Source organism: Methyloversatilis sp. XJ19-49 (assembly GCF_024580145.1).
Classification (GTDB): domain Bacteria; phylum Pseudomonadota; class Gammaproteobacteria; order Burkholderiales; family Rhodocyclaceae; genus Methyloversatilis.
The window spans coordinates 103,907-119,948 of sequence record NZ_JANINI010000012.1; the positions used below are offsets into that span (position 1 = coordinate 103,907).

At 66.1% G+C, this 16,042-nt stretch carries 11 protein-coding genes; 4 read left to right on the forward strand and 7 right to left on the reverse strand.

Translation table 11 applies throughout. The annotated features are described in order from the left end of the window. The first annotated feature begins 32 nt into the window (after positions 1 to 32). The gene (locus NMQ16_RS14865) at positions 33 to 467 is read left to right on the forward strand and encodes a DUF192 domain-containing protein (RefSeq protein ID WP_257081627.1); all 435 of its coding nucleotides are present in this window, start codon (positions 33 to 35) and stop codon (positions 465 to 467) included. Between the two features lie 11 nt (positions 468 to 478). Further along, positions 479 to 1,117: a pyridoxamine 5'-phosphate oxidase gene (pdxH, locus tag NMQ16_RS14870; RefSeq protein ID WP_257081628.1), complete on the forward strand. Its 639-nt coding sequence runs from the start codon at positions 479 to 481 to the stop codon at positions 1,115 to 1,117. A gap of 52 nt (positions 1,118 to 1,169) precedes the next feature. Here pdxH and pgi read toward each other — a convergent pair whose 3' ends face one another. From pgi to NMQ16_RS14895, 5 genes are all read right to left on the reverse strand, one after another. Further along, on the reverse strand, positions 1,170 to 2,759 hold the full coding sequence (pgi, locus tag NMQ16_RS14875) for a glucose-6-phosphate isomerase (protein ID WP_257081629.1): 1,590 nt from the start codon (positions 2,757 to 2,759) through the stop codon (positions 1,170 to 1,172). Positions 2,760 to 2,798: 39 nt separating this feature from the next. Further along, positions 2,799 to 4,454: a hypothetical protein gene (locus NMQ16_RS14880; protein ID WP_257081631.1), complete on the reverse strand. Its 1,656-nt coding sequence runs from the start codon at positions 4,452 to 4,454 to the stop codon at positions 2,799 to 2,801. A gap of 183 nt (positions 4,455 to 4,637) precedes the next feature. Continuing rightward, entirely contained in the window at positions 4,638 to 4,850 is a 213-nt protein-coding gene (rpmE, locus tag NMQ16_RS14885) for a 50S ribosomal protein L31 (protein WP_069037752.1), read from the reverse strand. A gap of 132 nt (positions 4,851 to 4,982) precedes the next feature. Further along, positions 4,983 to 5,909 carry a transglutaminase family protein gene (locus NMQ16_RS14890; RefSeq protein ID WP_257081632.1) on the reverse strand — a complete coding sequence of 309 codons (927 nt, stop codon included), beginning with the start codon at positions 5,907 to 5,909 and terminating at the stop codon, positions 4,983 to 4,985. 2 nt (positions 5,910 to 5,911) lie between these two features. Continuing rightward, positions 5,912 to 8,365 (reverse strand): circularly permuted type 2 ATP-grasp protein, encoded by a 2,454-nt coding sequence (locus tag NMQ16_RS14895; RefSeq protein WP_257081633.1) that lies wholly within the window; start codon positions 8,363 to 8,365, stop codon positions 5,912 to 5,914. A 224-nt stretch (positions 8,366 to 8,589) separates the two neighbouring features. On the opposite strand from NMQ16_RS14895, the gene NMQ16_RS14900 reads away from it, so the two are divergent. Next, positions 8,590 to 9,558, forward strand: coding sequence for an NAD(P)/FAD-dependent oxidoreductase (locus NMQ16_RS14900; protein ID WP_257081634.1), 969 nt, complete (start codon positions 8,590 to 8,592; stop codon positions 9,556 to 9,558). 178 nt (positions 9,559 to 9,736) lie between these two features. Beyond that, positions 9,737 to 11,770, forward strand: a complete 2,034-nt coding sequence (locus NMQ16_RS19285; protein WP_306441846.1) for a methyl-accepting chemotaxis protein — start codon at positions 9,737 to 9,739, stop codon at positions 11,768 to 11,770. A 335-nt stretch (positions 11,771 to 12,105) separates the two neighbouring features. Here the strand turns inward: NMQ16_RS19285 and NMQ16_RS14915 are convergent, their stop codons facing one another. Both NMQ16_RS14915 and mnmC read right to left on the reverse strand, forming a co-directional pair. Further along, on the reverse strand, positions 12,106 to 13,695 hold the full coding sequence (locus NMQ16_RS14915) for a PAS domain-containing methyl-accepting chemotaxis protein (protein WP_257081635.1): 1,590 nt from the start codon (positions 13,693 to 13,695) through the stop codon (positions 12,106 to 12,108). A 157-nt stretch (positions 13,696 to 13,852) separates the two neighbouring features. Further along, on the reverse strand, positions 13,853 to 15,724 hold the full coding sequence (mnmC, locus tag NMQ16_RS14920; protein ID WP_257081636.1) for a bifunctional tRNA (5-methylaminomethyl-2-thiouridine)(34)-methyltransferase MnmD/FAD-dependent 5-carboxymethylaminomethyl-2-thiouridine(34) oxidoreductase MnmC: 1,872 nt from the start codon (positions 15,722 to 15,724) through the stop codon (positions 13,853 to 13,855). Positions 15,725 to 16,042: the final 318 nt, after the last annotated feature.

A 16,042-nucleotide genomic window follows, 5' to 3' on the forward strand; every position in this document is an offset into this window, starting at 1 on the left:
CCGTCACCATCCTTGCCACCTGACCGCCTGTCATGATCAGAAGACTGTTTTGCCTGCTGTGGATTGCACTGAGCACCGGCACTCATGCCGCGCCGCCTGCAGTGGATCTGGCAGTCGGCATGTACCGCGTCAAGGCTGAAGTCGCGCGCACGCAGTCGGCGCGCATGACCGGCCTGATGCACCGCACCGAAATGCCGGCCGATGCGGGCATGCTGTTCGTGTTCCCGCAGGTACAGACGCACTGCATGTGGATGCGCAACACGCTGATTCCGCTCAGCGTCGCCTTCATCGACGCGCAGGGCGTGGTCATCAACATTGCCGACATGACGCCGCACGACGAAACATCGCACTGCGCGACCCGGCCGGCGCGCTACGCGCTTGAAACGAACGCGGGCTGGTTTGCGTCCCGCAAGCTCACCGCTGGCGCAAAAGTCGCCGGGCTCGAACGCATTCCTGCACCCGAATGAAGGAGACTTTGATGGATCCGACTCAGCACCGCATCGACTACACCCTCGGCAGCCTCGACGAGACGGCCGCATCCGATGATCCGATCGTGCAGTTCCGCAGCTGGTTCGAGGACGCAGGTCGCGTGGTCGAGCGCGATCCGAATGCGATGACGCTGGCCACCGTCGGCGCCGATGGTCGTCCCAGTGCCCGCATCGTGCTGCTGCGCGGCTATGGCGACGACGGATTCGTCTTCTTCACGAACTACGACAGTCGCAAGGGCGACGAGCTTGCCGGCAACCCGCACGCCAGTCTGCTGCTGTTCTGGGCGGCGCTGGAACGGCAGATCCGTATCGAGGGCAGGGTGAGCCGGGTCAGCGCGGAGGAGTCGGACGCCTATTTTTCGCTGCGCCCGCTCGGCAACCGGTTGGGCGCCTGGGCATCACCACAGAGCCGCGAGATTCCGAGTCGCGAGTCGCTGGCCGAACGGGTCCGGCAGTTCGAGGCGAAATTCGGCTCGGCGCCGCCGCGTCCCGAGAACTGGGGTGGCTATCGTCTGCAGCCGGATGCGATCGAATTCTGGCAGGGCAGGTCGGATCGCCTGCACGATCGGTTGCTGTACCGGCGCAGCCAGCCTGGAACGGCATGGTCGCGCGTCAGGCTTGCGCCGTAAGGAGATTCCGTGGAAACACCGGCCACGCCGGCAATCAGGCCGGCGTCAGACGTCAGCCCGGCTTGCCCAGCGCGGCATGCAGACCGCGGGTCGATGCATCGGCATCTGCCGGCAGGTTTCCGCTGGCAAGGGCGCGCGCCATCTGCTTGCCGTATTCGACGCCGTACTGGTCGAAGCTGTTGATGCCCAGCAGCCAGCCCTGCACGAACACCTTGTGTTCATACATTGCAAGCAGCTGACCCAGCGTACGCGGGTTCAGTTGCGGCATCAGCAGCGTGGTGCTGGGCTGGTTGCCCGGGCAGGCGACATGCGGTGACAGCCGGGTGGCTTCCTGCTCCGACAGCCCGCTGCGCCGCAGCTCGTCAAGTGCCTCGTCGCGCGTCTTGCCGCGCATCAGCGCGGCACTTTGCGCAAGCGCATTCAACTGCACCATGCGCGTGCGCTCGTCGGGCGCATGACGCGGCACAATGAAATGCATGGGCATCATGCGCGTGCCCTGATAGAACTGCTGGTGGTAGGCGTGCTGACCGACGATGCCCGAACCACCCCACACGACCGGTGCGCTCGGCGCCCGGCTCAGCTCACCGGTCGATGTGCAGCGCTTGCCGTTGCTTTCCATCTCCAGTTGCTGCAAGTAGGTCGGCAGGCTTCGCAGAAGATGGCTGTAGGGCAGCACGGCCAGCGTTTCCAGACCCATGCCGCTGGCGTTCCAGAAATCGATCAGGCCCATCATGACCGGCAGGTTGCTGCTCATCGGCGCCTGGGTGAAATGCTCGTCCATGGAGCGAGCGCCATCCAGCATTTCGCGGAAGGCCGGCATGCCGATCGCGCAGGCCAGCGGCAGCGCGATCGAGGACCATACCGAGTAGCGGCCACCGACCCATTCCGGCAGGAAAAGGCAGCGTTCAGCCGGTACCCCGAGTTCCTGCGCCGCCGCGGGACGGTTGGTCACGGCAAACAGATGTTGGCCGACCCCCGCGCTGCCCAGCCCGTCGGCCAGCCACTTCATCGCCACCTTTGCGTTGGCCAGCGTTTCCTGCGTGGTGAAACTTTTCGAAGACAACACAAACGCGGTGTGCGCTGGCTTGCAGTCTCGCAAGGCCATGTCAAGCGCTACCGGATCGAGGTTTGCCACCAACTTGACCACCGGGCCGTCGCACTGCGGTTCGAGCGTTTCCATCGCGAGCCGCGGACCGAGGTCAGAGCCACCGATGCCCAGATTGATCACGTGAGTGATGGTCTGGCCGGTTGCTCCGAGCAATTCGCGTCGACGGATCAGACCCACCCAGTGTTCGAGTGCGCCGAGGCAATCGCGCACCAGTTCGGCGTGAGCGCCGTCGCGCGCGCGCAGCGCCATGTGCAGCGCGGCGCGGCGCTCGGTGAAATTCACCTGGTCTCCGGCAGCCAGCGCACGGATGCCGCGCGGAAGGTCGAGCGCATGCACCAGTTCCATCAGCAGCGACAGGGTTTCATCGTCGACGCGCTGCTTCGAGTAATCCATCAGCCAGCCGTCGTGCGCGAGCGAAAAGCGCGCGAATCGCTCGCTGTCCTGTTCGAAGAAATTCCGCAGGTGCACGCGCGACAGCTGGATCGCCTTGGACCTCAGGGCCGGCCATGCGGATGTCTGCATCAGCAGGTTCATGTGTTCCGCTTTCTTTCTTCTGTCAGTGAATGCGTCGGTTCAGCTTCGCCTGTACAGCATGAATCGCTCGTGCCGGTCGCCCGGTCGCCGACCTTCCCACACGATCGACCAGCTTGCGTCGAGCACGGGGCGCTGGCCGCCCCGTCCATGGTACGCAAGCAGGGTGTCACATTGTCGGCCGGCTGTGCTCATCGCATTGACCGGCTTCAGACCAACGAAATAATAGAACGCAGCCCGGTGGCTGTCCTGCAACCCGCTGAACGCAATGCACCCGCCGCCCGCCGGCAACGCCCGTGCGATCTGGCCGGCGACGTCGCGATAGCTGCGACCGTAGTCGATCCAGGGCAACCACAGGCTGCTCAGCAGGAACCATATCAGCAATACGCCGCATCCCCAGGTGACCGCTCCGCGTGTCGGCGTTCTGGGGGAGCGCAACAGCATCCAAAGCCAGGCCAGTGACACGATGGTGGCGAGAATGAACGGCCCCCACGACAGCGCCATGACGAAACCCGGTTCAAGCTTCGAGAAGGTACGCGCGAAACGTTCCGGCCAGCCGGTCAGCATGGCGACCCAGCCCAGCCAGATGACAAAGCCGAGCAGCGAAAAGGTCATCACCCCGAACCAGTCCAGCGCGTTCGCCGCGCCGCGCCGCAGGGCCGGAAGGCCTGCGCTGCCCAGTACGACCAGTGGCGCCAGCAATGGCAGTGCGCGCTGGTTGCGCACGATGCCGTCGCCGCTGACCTGCACGAACAGCAGCACGAACAGCAGCAGCGGCAGCGAAAACACCGGCGACCGCCACTGATGCCTTCGCTTCCAAAGCGCCCAGCCGGCCAGCGGCAGTGCCGGCCAGGCAAACCAGGCGAGCACCTTGATCCATTCCGCAGCATCGGCGGCGATCCGGGGGCCATCGGGAATCAGGCGGTCGAAATCATGCTGCCAGACGCGGGCTGCATGAGCCGGGTCGAGCAGCAGTACCCAGCTGGCCGCGAGCAGCGCACCGATCGCCATCGCAAGCGGCAGCGCAACCATGCGTGAAGCGGTGCCGGCGACGCTGCGCCACACCGGCAGCAGCGGCATCGCCGCTGCTGCAATCAGCAGGATGGCGGCCAGCCACAGCCCGGTACCCAGTCCGGCGACGGCAAGGGCGAGCACCAGTGCGGCACCGCCATGCCAGGGTTTGCGCGCCACCAGCGCCAGCGCCCACATGCCGATGCCGAGCGCTGCCAGCATGGTGGTGGCCGGTTGCGCATCGTGCAGATGCACCACGACGCCGATGTTGGCGAGCGCCAGAAGGGGTGCGATTCGCGCCGCCGGCGGTCCGTACAGTTCGCGTGCCGCACCGGCGCTGCCCCACACCCATAACGCAGCGAAGAACGCGCTGGCCACGCGTGCGCTGTCGGCAAAGCTCGAGCCGAGCCAGCTGCCGATCTGCCCGGTGAGGGCGGCCACCCAGTGGAACAGCGGTGGGCTGTCCAGCCAGACCTGTCCGGCCAGGCGCGGCAGCAGCCATTCGCCTTCGCGTGCGAAGGCCAGCGCGATGCCGATGTGCAGCGCATCGTCGCCCTTCCACGGGTCGCGGCCGAACAGTCCGGTGAACAGGTAAACCAGCACGACAGCCAGGACGAAGGCAGTTTGCGGCGGATCACCGATCAGGAAGTTTCGCGGGGTCTGGCGCAGCAACGGCGGGAGCGTCATCGGAACGATCAGTCAGGGTGGCGGGCGGATTTTAGGGGCAGTCGGGCCGGCCGTGTTTGTCACCATACGGTGCGCGGGCGCTTGACTGGATCCGGCGTCCGGGTAGGGCGGCCTCTTCGAAAAGTGCGGCCGGAAATGAAAAAAGGCAGCCATTGGCTGCCTTTCAGCAAACGTGCAGCCTGATCAGCTGCGCGGCACGTTGGCGTATTTCTGACGGAAGCGCTCGACGCGACCTGCGGTGTCGATGATCTTCTGCTTGCCGGTGTAGAACGGGTGGCACTGCGAGCACACTTCAACATGCAGCGGTTTGCCGAGCGTCGAACGTGTTTCGAAGGTATTGCCGCACGAGCAGGTGACGGCGACGGCAACGTAATTAGGGTGGATATCTTGTTTCATGCCTGTACTTTCACTGATGCAGTGCCGCCGGTCGGCCGCAACTGCTGGACATCGAACCCCGGGTCGGCTGCGCCATGTTCGGCCCATGCAGACGGTGCCCGCGGAGGAAAAACCAGCATTATGGATGGGAATTCAATCCGGTTCAAGCGCCCCCGCTATTGGCGCCCGATCGGCCGGCGCCTCGGGCGTGACGGTGACGCACACCTCGATGGTGTGTTCGCCGCCGCCGAGGATGACGCCGCGCATCGGCGTCACATCGCTGAAGTCACGTCCCCAGCCGACGGTGATGTGCTGATCGTCCGGCTGCACGCAGTTGGTCGGGTCGAAGTCGATCCAGCCGGTGCCCGGACAGAACACCGACACCCATGCGTGCGATGCGTCGGCACCGATGAGCCGGGGTTTGCCGGGTGGCGGAAGGGTCAGCAGATAGCCGCTGACATATCGCGCCGGCAGACCGAGTGCGCGCAGACAGCCGATCATGAAGTGCGCGAAGTCCTGACACACGCCGCGCCTTTCCTTCAGCAGGGTTTCCAGCGGCGTGCTGACCGTCGTCGCCTCCGGATCGAACTCGAAGTCGCGGTGAATCCGTTGCATCAATGCGCTTGCCGCTTCGAACAGCGGCCGGCCCCGATGAAAATCGAGCCGTGCATAGCGGCCGAGGACGGGCAAAGGTTCGATGTGCGGGCTGGCATAAAGAAACTGGCAAGGTTCGAGCAGCGGTGCCGGACCGACCTGATGCAGGCGATCCCGCACATGTTCCCACGAAGGTGACGCGGGGCTGTCGGCCGCTTCGCGACCGGTCACTTCGACCGTTGAATCGGCCACCACGACCAGTTCGTCGTGTGCGGCGCTGACCGTGAAACTGTCCACCAGATTGCCGAAGTAGTCCCGCCGGGCGCGCCTCTCGGCGGGCACCGGATCGATGTCGACGGCGTGTTCGAGCGTGATCTGGCGCGGTGTTTCGCGCGGCGTCAGATGCAGCATCTGGCGCGACAGCGAAACCGGACGCGCATAGGCGTAGCGGGTTTCGTGCAGCACGTTGTAGCGGACGCGCTTCATGATCAGCTGTTGCTGCCCGGCCACGGCGTCGCGGCGTGGCTGAAGAAGCGGCGCCCGAGCTGTTCCGACAGGGTATAGGCCGCCGTACCCAGCGCTTCGAGGACCGCGAGCAGGCGTGGCGAGCCGGCGCGGAAGTCGGTGTCTGCACGCAGCGCGAGCATGTCGGCCACGGCATCCGACAGCGCCGCCGATTCGATGGTGCCGAAATGCGCGGCCAGGCGCGCAAGATAGTCGGTCAGCCCGAGTGCCTGATAGGCGATGGAACGCGGATTGGTTTCGTCGGCGACCAGCAGGTCGATGACCGGCAGCCACTGCGGCCGGGTCATGTAGCGCGAGCGATAGGTGATTGTGCTGTCCGCCAGTTCGAGCAACCAGTCGGGCGTGTCTCCGTCATCGGCAAGCGCCTCGCGCAGCACCTGGCTCATGAACTGCAGACGTTCGATGCGCCGGCCGACCGACAGGAAGCGCCAGCCCTGGTCGCGCGTCATGCCGTCGAGCGCAAAGCCGGACAGCGTCATCATCGCCAGTACGCTGCGGTCCAGCCGCTCGAGTACTTCGCCCAGCTCCGTCGGCACGTCGGTCAGGTCATCGGCCAGCCGGCTGATGATGCGCCAGTTGTCGATCGACAGCCGCTCGCGCAGGCTGAAGGCCACATTGGAAAGCTGGTGCAGGCCGGACGCCAGTGACCCCGGCTGCGCGGCATCGAGTGCGGCCCCGCGCAGCGCCTCCTCGAGATCGCTGATCGACGCGTCTTCGAGGTCTTTCGGCAGGATGCCCTTGTGCTGGCACAGCCGGGTCAGCGCGTGGCCCTCGATGTCTCCGTGTTCGATGTGCTGTGCGATCAATGCGCGCAGCAGGCGCGCCGTGTTGTCGCAGCGTTCACAATAGCGGCCGAACCAGAAAAGGTTTTCGACCACTCGGCTCGACAGTTTGGTGCCCGCCCGGACCAGTTCCGACGGACCGACCGACCGGCGCAGCAGGCTGAAGGTATTCACGGTACCGTGGGTCAGCACCCAGGTGTCCTTGCTCGAACCACCGCGCTGCATCGCGATCACGCGGGCGTCGCGCTCCGAGGCGACGCGGGTCAGGCCGCCCGGCATCACGACGTAGCCGTCCGGCGAGGCGCAGGCAAACACCCGCAGGCCGACTGCGCGTGCCGCGAGCCGGCGCGGATGCTGGGTGTCCCACACCGGTGCCTGCGACAGTTGCACAAGTTCCTGCGCCACGTAGTGGTGCGGTCGCGCGCGCATGCGGGCGATCAGTGCGGCACGCTCGCGCCGGTCCAGATCCTGGCCGAACACCGACTGGATGCGCAACTGCGGAAAGGCCGGCTTGATCACCAGCTTGTCGAGCTTCTCGATCGCGTCCTCGAGCGCCGCCTCCTCGCCGCACCACCAGGTGGCGAGCGATGGCATTGCCAGTTCCTCGCCCAGCAGGCGTCGGCACAGACGGGGCAGAAAGCCGAGCAGGGCGCCCGACTCGAGCAGGTTGGAGCCGAGAGAATTGGCGATCAGCACATTGCCCTGACGGGCCGCTTCGACCAGGCCCGGTACGCCGATCGCCGATTCGCCATCCAGTTCCAGCGGGTCGCAGAAGTCGTCGTCGAGCCGGCGCAGGATCACGTGCACCCGACGCAGGCCCGACAGGTTCTTCAGCCAGACACAGCCGTCGCGCACCATCAGGTCGGAGCCTTCGACCAGCGGAAAACCCAGGTAGCGCGCCAGATACGCGTGCTCGAAATAGGTTTCGTTGTAGGGCCCCGGGGTCAGCAGCACGATGAGCGGCGGGCCATCGCTCTGCGGCGCGTGCTGCGCCAGCGTGTCGCGAAGCGTGGCGAAGAAGCTGGCCAGGTGCTCGACGCGCAGGTCGCGGAACTGCTCCGAAAAGATGCGTGAAATGACCAGTCGGTTTTCCAGCGAATAGCCGGCGCCCGACGGCGCCTGTGTGCGGTCGTTCAGCACCCACCAGCGGCCATCCGGCGAGCGTGCAAGATCCGCCGCGTACAGGTGCAGGTGGATATTGCCCGGCACCGCCATGCCGTGACACGGCCGCAGGAACCCCGAGTGTCCGTAGATCAGTGCCGGCGGCAGCAGGCCTTCCTCCAGCATCTGCTGCGGGCCGTAGACGTCGAGCAGGATGCGGTTCAGCAGTTCGGCGCGCTGCGCGATGGCGCTCGATATCTGTTCCCACTCGTCCGGCGGGATGATCAGCGGCAGGGCATCAAGTTCCCACGGTCGTTCGACGCCGCGCGGATCGGCATAGACGTTGTACGTGACGCCGTTCTCGCGGATCTGCCGACGCATCGAGCTCAGCCGCTCCTGCATCTGTTCCGGACGGGCGCGCACGAGTGTGTCGAACAGGCTGCGCCAGTGCGGACGAAGGGCCCACGGTCCGGACAGCAGTTCGTCGTAGCGCGTGCCGGTTTGCGGGTAGTGGGCGAGCAGTTGGCGGGGCATGGGCAGAGCGTGTGTGCGTGCGCGGCCATCATCACTCGCCGTCGCACTTATTCTGTTTCAATCGCACCCTAGCACAGTGCGCGCGCGCGCCGGCTTCGGTGACAGCCGGACGCGATAGGCGCGTCGCCTGTCCCGTCCGGCGTCGGTGCGCCGCAAACGCCGGTCACGATTCGATGTCGACAGCAGTGAATGACCGGATATCACCGGAACGGGAGAGTGCAAAAATGCGTGACATCGCAGTGGTGGGGGCCGGCATGGCCGGCTGCACGCTGGCCCGCCGCCTGATCGACGCCGGCCTGAACGTGCAGGTTTTCGACAAGGGACGCGCAGCCGGCGGACGCCTGGCAACGCGGCGTGCCGACCGGTCTCAGTTCGACCACGGCGTGCAGTACATGACGGTGCGCGGCGAAGCCATGGCGGCGCAGCTCGCCGACTGGCGGCGCGCCGGTGTCGCGGCCGCCTGGGCGCCTGGCGGGCTCGACGCATCGCCGCGCTGGGTCGGCGTCCCCGGCATGAATGCCATCGCACCCCGCATGCTTTGGGGCGCCGAGGTGCATATGGAAACCGCGATCACCGGCTTCGGCCGCGACCATCTCGGCTGGTGGCTGGAAACAGGGCAGGGCCGCCTGCCGGCCTGCTTCGATGCGGTGCTGGTGACGCTGCCCGCGCCGCAGGCGGCGGCGCTGTTCGGGCGCTGCACGGACGTGGACGTCACGGTCTTTGCCGACGCAATGCCGCGCATCCGCTATGCGCCGTGCTGGGCCTTGATGCTGTCGTTCGACACACGACTCGATGCCGCCGACTGCCTGCGCCCGGCCGCCGGTGGGGTGCTCGGCTGGGCGGCGCGCGACAGCAGCAAATCCCAGCGCGACAGTGCGCAAGACTGCTGGGTGATCCATGCCTCCCCTCAGTGGTCGCAGCAGCACCTTGAACTGAGCGTCGAGCAGGTCGAGCGTCTGCTGCTCGAGGCCTTCCTGTCGGCGGTCGGCGCGACGGCGGTACCGTCGCTTTGCCGCGCGCATCGCTGGCGCTTTGCGAGGGTGGTCGAGGCATTGGGACGTGAATGTCTGTGGGACGCGGGCAGCAAGCTCGGCTATGCGTCGGACGGTTGTCTTGGAGAACGGGTCGAGGACGCCTTCAACAGCGCCAGTGCGCTTGCCGATCGGGTATTGCAGGACGGCGCCGACTGCTGAAGACGGATAAAGTGTCACATCCAAGTCCATGTGTTTAAAGAAAAAACAGACTGTCCAAAATCTGGACATCGGACGAAATGTTTGCCTGACGCACTCTAAAGTGCGCTGACGCCCTCCCGTAAGACCGCTTCGTATCCGGCAACACGGCGGGGTGCCGGGACTTACAGGGAGACAGGAAATGAAGCTTTTCGGACGCAGGGCGGTTTCCGGGAAAAGGGGCGTAGACACCCTCCAGATTCGGGTTGCGGAGCTTGAGTCCCGGCTTGCCGCGGTCGTCGGCACGCCGTCCTTCATCAGCGGTTACGTGGCCCCCGATGTCGACATCGAGCAGGTGGCGCGCAGCGTGCGCGCCCGCTTCCCGGATGTCGCCCTGACCTTGACCACGACGGCGGGCGAACTGTGCAGCGGCGGCGGATCGCTGTATTGCGAGGCGACCGAAGGGCGCGACCGCGTCGTGCTGCAGTGCTTCGATCGCAGCGTGATCGGCGAGGCGCGTGTGGTCGCCATTCCGTTGTCCAGCGAAGATCTGCGGCAGAGCGGCCGGGTGATGGACTATCGCGAGCGCATCGATCGGCTGGTGGACAGCATCCAGGCCACCCAGGTCGATCTCGACATCGATCATCGCGACACCTTCGCCTACGTGCTGTTCGACGGCTTGTCGAATTCCGAATCCTTCTTCATGGAGGCGCTGTACGAGTCGGGGCGCTTCCCCTGCCTGTTCGTCGGCGGCTCGGCCGGCGGCAAGCTAGATTTCAAGGACACCTGGCTGCACGACGGTTCGCGCCGCTACAACAACCACGTGCTGGTCGCCTTCCTGAAGATGGCGCCGCAAGTGCGTTTCGGCGTGTTCAAGAGCCAGAACTTCGAACCGGCCGGTACCAGCTTCCAGATATTCAGTGCTTCGGTCGAGCGCCGGCAGGTCAGTCTGGTGATCAATGGCGAAGGGCGCGTGGTGTCGCTGATCGAGGCGCTGTGCAAGACTTTCGGCTGCGACCGCAAACAGCTGTCCGCCCGGCTCGACAGTCACTCCTTCGCCATCCGGGTCAACAACGAACTGTACGTGCGCTCGGTGGCGCGGCTCGATGTCGACAACGACCGCGTCGACTTCTACTGCGACGTCGCGCCGGGCGAAGAACTGGTGCTGGTGCGGCGCACCCCCTTCGCCAGCACGACCGAACGCGACTACCGCGCCTTCATGGCGGACAAGCCGGGCGAACCGCTGGCCGGCATGTTCAACGACTGCGTGCTGCGCCGCCTCTACAACAGCGCCGAATCGTCGGGGCTGGAGCGGATTTTCGGCGGCGGCAACATCGCCGGTTTCTCGACCTTCGGCGAAATTCTCGGCCTGAACCTTAACCAGACGCTGACCGCCGTGTTCTTCTTCCGCACACAGCCGGCCGACACGTTCCGCGACGAATACGTGGACAACTTCATCGCCCACTACGGCGAGTTCAAGGCCTTCTTCCTGCGTCGGCACAATGCCAAGCTGGCAGGCATGTCGCGCGTGATGGTGCAGCAGATTTCCGACTACCGTTCCGGCAACTTCACCAGCCGGCTCGATCCCGCCAACGTCGATGTCAGCATGGTGCCGGTGGTGCGCGACCTCAACCAGCTGGGCGAAATCATGCTCGCCGCCGAACAGACGCGCGACGCGACGGCGCGGCAACTCGAAGCCTGTTCGACCGATCTGTACGCGTCGGTCGGCGACCTGACTACGCGTCTGTCCGATCAGCAGGCAGTGATCAGGCAGGCGGTGGATACCGTGGACACCCTGGCCGGCCAGGCCGGCGAAGTCGGGGGCAGTGCGCGCGACCTGTCGCAGGCCAGCGATCGCATCCAGCACGTGGTCGAAATGATCCAGCAGATCGCCGATCAGACCAACCTGCTGGCGCTCAATGCGGCGATCGAGGCGGCACGCGCCGGCGAGGCCGGCCGCGGCTTCGCGGTGGTGGCCGACGAGGTGCGCATGCTGGCCGAGAAGTCGCGCAACAGCGCGGGTGAGATCGGCAAGGACATTTCCGCGCTGGCGATCGAGATCGTTCGCGTGGCGCAGATGTTCGAAAGCCAGTCGAAGGCGGTGTCGAGCCTGACCGGCGTGCTGGAAACGATAGAGTCCTACAGCACCGGAACCGCAACGGTAGCCGGCCACGCAAGGGGTGTGGCCGATGTGCTGCAGGGCCTGACCGGTGCGCAGACGTCGATCCGTGCGTGATTGCCGTGGGCTGCGTCCGTCCCGACCTGCGGTGTGGTGACGGGTCTTCGTAGGTTGGGCTGAGCGCAGCGATGCCCAACATCGCCTTTTGCGCCCGCGGGAGCCTTCGTTGCGGGGTGTCGTTGGGCATCGCTGCGCTCAGCCCAACCTACGGGCGGGGCGGTCCTCGCGCCTTGCCGGGCACCCTGCCAACTCTGCACGCAATGCCGATCGACCGAGATTCTCGGAACAAGAAAAAGCGACCGCCCCACGTTGTGCGGGACGGTCGCCTGGGGGTGCATGCCGGAAGGTGCGCGCCCGTTTCGGGGCGGACACGTCGACTCAGTGGGGTGCCATCAGTGCAGCGCCTGTTCCAGGTGCTTCACCAGTTCGCGCAATTCCTTCGACGTCAAATGCAGCCGGCTCGCGGCATCGCCGACCGACTGCACGCTGGAGGTGGTCTGTTCGACCGAACCCGAAATGCGCTCCATGCTGGATGCGACCTCATGCGACGCGAGTGATTGCTGGCGCAGCATCTGAGTGATTTCTTCCGAGTAGTTGGCCGCTTCGCGGCTGGCGTCCCAGATGGCCTGCAGGCCGGTGCTGCTGGCTTCGATGTCGCCGGTCGAGCGGGCGACCTCACCGGCTGTCGCACTCATGGTATCGACAGCCGAACTGGCCAGCTGGATGATGTCGGTCACGGCCAGCGCAATGTCCTTCGTGCTGGTGCGCGTGCGTTCGGCCAGCTTGCGCACCTCGTCGGCGACCACCGCGAAGCCACGGCCCTGTTCGCCGGCACGTGCCGCCTCGATCGCGGCATTGAGCGCCAGCAGATTGGTCTGTTCGGCAATGTCGTTGATCACCTGCGACACTGCGCTGATTTTTTCGACCGATGCATTCACTTCCGAAATACGCGTCTGCGACTGGGTCACCACGCCGACGACGCGATGGCTGCTGGCAATGCCCGCTTCCATCGTCTGCATGGCATCGTGGGCGCTGGTTTCGGTACGCCGCACGGCTTCGAGGCTGCGGTCGGTATTGTTCGACACCTCGTTGATCGACACGCTCATTTCCTCCATCGCCGCGGCGACCTGCATGACGTTCTCGCCCTGGGCACCCGTCGAGGTGACGAGCACGCGCATCGCATCGTCGAGTTCCTGCGACCGTTCATCGACCTCGCGCGCACTGATGAGCACGTCGGCGAACATCGCGCGCAGATGGATGCGCATCACTTCCATGCCGACGAACAGCTCGCGCAGCGGGCCTTTCGGCGCGTCGATCCGGGTCGCCAGCTTGCCTTCGTCGAGTGCAACGATGGTCGAATGCAAGCTGTTCAGTCGCGATACGACGCCGCTGCTCAGATACCACGCGCCGCCCAGTGCGGTCACAGCCGCAAGAGCCGCCATCAGCATGCCCCACAGCCCGCCGAGCGCAGCGCCACCGATGGCCAGCAGGCTGCTGAGGCCGGCGCTCAGCCAGATGCGGGCAGCGAGTCCGAGCCTATCCTTGTGACGGGGAGTGGTCGGGAATTTCGCGCTCTTGTCGCGTACCGCGCGGTACAGCGCCTCGGCGCTGGCCACGTCTTCGCGCTTCGGAATGTTGCGTACCGACTGGTAGCCGACGGTACGGCCGTCCAGCGTCATCGGTGTGACGAAGGCCTCGACCCAGTAGTGGTCGCCGTTCCTGGCGCGGTTCTTCACGAGGCCGCGCCATGGCTGGCCGGCCTTGATCGTGTTCCACATGTCTTCGAATGCTTCCGGAGGCATGTCAGGATGACGCACCACATTGTGGCTCTCGCCGATCAACTCTTCCCGGCTGAAGCCGCTGATGGCGACGAACGATTCGTTCGCGTAGGTGATGCGGCCCTTCAGATCGGTCTTGGTGACAATCGGTTTGCCGGGTTCAAGGAAAACTTCGTTCTGGGTGACCGGCAAGTTTGTTTTCACGACATCTCTCCTATGTGTGAGCTTCGGCTGTGCCGGAACGCAGGATCCTCACGGTTCGTGACCTTGTTCCACACTTTTTTTGCCGCTGTGTGATCTACGGCGCGCACAAAGTAATCTTCAGGAATCTTTCCTGGCCCGCGTGAAAGCTTGATCCAGATCAGCCTTGAACGAAAAAACGCCGCGGGTCGATTGCGGATGCGAGTTCATTCTCGACAGGTATCGGGTCGCCACACAGTCGGGCCCCGAGGACCTCGGCACCCAGAGGCGACCACACCAGCCCGCGCGAACCCAGTCCGGTGAAGGCGTACAGGCCGGGCTGTCCAGGCAGTTCGCCGATCAGTGGCATGCGGTCGGGGGTCGCGGTGCGGAAAGCGACCCGACCGGCGAGCTTGCGCACGTCGGGCAGCAGCACCGTGTCCGGCAGCAGCCGCTCGAGCCGGGCCAGATTGCCGGCATGGCTGTCGCTGCGCACGCTGCAGTCTTCGTCGCCGACGTCGAAGCTGGCGCCCAGATTCAGGTCGCCGTCCGGCGTCGGGCACAGATAGCCGTCGCAGCACAGCGTGACATGCAGCTGCGGCAGCAGCGCGCGCGGCAGGCGGGTGACCTGGCCACGGATGCGGATCAGCGGCAGCGCCAGCGGCGACAGCGCAGCCGCATCCGACGCATTGGCCAGCACCACCGCGTCGGCGCTCACCAGCGTGCGATCGCCGGCGCTCACCCGCCAGCTGGCGCCGTCTCGTGCAAGACCGATGGCCTCGCTCGAAAACAACCGGGTCACGGCGTCGCCGGCCCGTGCGAGATTGGCTTCGCACAGGCTGGGTGGATTGACCCAGGCGCCGCGCGGAAACCACCAGCCGCCGCGCGGAACCGTGTAGCCGACGCGTCGTGTCATCTCCCAGTCGGACAGGTGACGGACGAGTGCATCCGGCAGGGCGTGCGACGCCCACAGTGCGTGCTGCATCTGTTCCTGTTCGGCGTCCTGCGCGATCTGCATCACGCCGGTCGGGCCCCATTTCAGTGGGCGCCCCTCGCCGTCGAGTCGCCGCAGATGGCTGGAGGCATGCAGGAAGGCGGCACGCGAAAAGCGTGCAGCGATGCTGTCGTCACGCGCCACCATGGGCCGCAGCACGCCGGCCGGATTGCCCGACGCCTCCTGCGCCGGCGCCGCGTGGCGCTCGATCAGCACCACTTCGATGCCGCGCGCTGCCAGCCGCTCGGCCGCCGCGCAGCCGGCCAGCCCGGCGCCGATCACCGCCACGCACCGGGGCGTGCCGGCTTGCGGTCGGTGGCGCAGCGCGGCCGCCTGCGCCTGCGGATGCAGCGCGCCGGTCAGCATGTCGCGTTTGGGCTTCAGTCCGAGCCGCTTTTCGGTGACGAAACTGTGGTCGGCCAGCGCCCGGCGCAGCGCCGCTGATACGGTCCAGGTCGCCAGCGTCACGTCGTCCGCGCTCAGACGCTTCAGGTGCCGGCAGATGTGCTCGGACCACATGTCCGGGTTGCGCGCCGGCGAAAAACCGTCGAGATACAGCGCGTTGGCACGCAGCGTGAGTTGCGGCAGCAGTGCGTCGACGTCGCCGAAGGCCAGCGTCAGCACGACACGTCCACCGTCGAATTCGATGCGATGAACGCCCGACACCGGCAGCGGCCAGCGTTCGACCAGCCGCTGCGCCATGTCGCTCATGTCCTGCGGGAGGGCGCGCTGGTAGTAGGTCGCGAGGTCGTACTGGGCGACCGGATGCTTTTCGACCGACACGAAATGCAGCCGCTCGCAGCGCGCCGGGTCGTCGAGCCACGCGCGCCAGGTGGCGAGGAAGTTCAGGCCGAGACCGAATCCGGTCTCCAGCACGACGAAGCGTTCCCGTCCGGCCCAGCGCCCCGGCAAGCCGTTGCCGCCCAGAAACACGAACTGCGCCTGGGCCAGCGGCCCTTCACAGGAGTGATAGCGGTCGTCGAACAGCGACGAGCGCGGCGTGCCTTCATCATCGAAGGTCAGCGTGGCGGGCTGCAGGGGTTGAAGCGGACGGGACATTCAGGACCCTCTTTTTGCCGAATGCGGATGCGGCACCTGTGATGAATGCAGACGCGCCGGAGTTCCGGTGGCGGCCTGTGGGTGCGGCTCCGTGTGAGCAGCGGCGTGGGTGAGCGGCGGTCTGTGGGGGCGGCGGCCTGTGGGTGCGGCGATCCACTGCTGGCCCTGCATGGCCAGCCGGCTCCGCGGGCGGCGAGCAGTGCTCGCCGAAATCCCCGCTCCGTTCCACGGCTGGCCCTGCATGGCCAGCCGGCTCCGCGGGCGGCGAGCAGTGCTCGCCGAAATCCCCGCTCCGTTCCACGGCTGGCCCTGCATGGC

Coding starts and splice junctions, on each gene's coding strand:
- rpmE (WP_069037752.1), bottom strand. CDS start 4,850: ATGAAACAAGATATCCACCCTAATTACGTTGCCGTCGCCGTCACCTGC.
- NMQ16_RS14890 (WP_257081632.1), bottom strand. CDS start 5,909: ATGAAGCGCGTCCGCTACAACGTGCTGCACGAAACCCGCTACGCCTAT.
- NMQ16_RS14880 (WP_257081631.1), bottom strand. CDS start 4,454: ATGACGCTCCCGCCGTTGCTGCGCCAGACCCCGCGAAACTTCCTGATC.
- NMQ16_RS19285 (WP_306441846.1), top strand. CDS start 9,737: ATGAAGCTTTTCGGACGCAGGGCGGTTTCCGGGAAAAGGGGCGTAGAC.
- NMQ16_RS14895 (WP_257081633.1), bottom strand. CDS start 8,365: ATGCCCCGCCAACTGCTCGCCCACTACCCGCAAACCGGCACGCGCTAC.
- NMQ16_RS14900 (WP_257081634.1), top strand. CDS start 8,590: ATGCGTGACATCGCAGTGGTGGGGGCCGGCATGGCCGGCTGCACGCTG.
- pdxH (WP_257081628.1), top strand. CDS start 479: ATGGATCCGACTCAGCACCGCATCGACTACACCCTCGGCAGCCTCGAC.
- mnmC (WP_257081636.1), bottom strand. CDS start 15,724: ATGTCCCGTCCGCTTCAACCCCTGCAGCCCGCCACGCTGACCTTCGAT.
- pgi (WP_257081629.1), bottom strand. CDS start 2,759: ATGAACCTGCTGATGCAGACATCCGCATGGCCGGCCCTGAGGTCCAAG.
- NMQ16_RS14865 (WP_257081627.1), top strand. CDS start 33: ATGATCAGAAGACTGTTTTGCCTGCTGTGGATTGCACTGAGCACCGGC.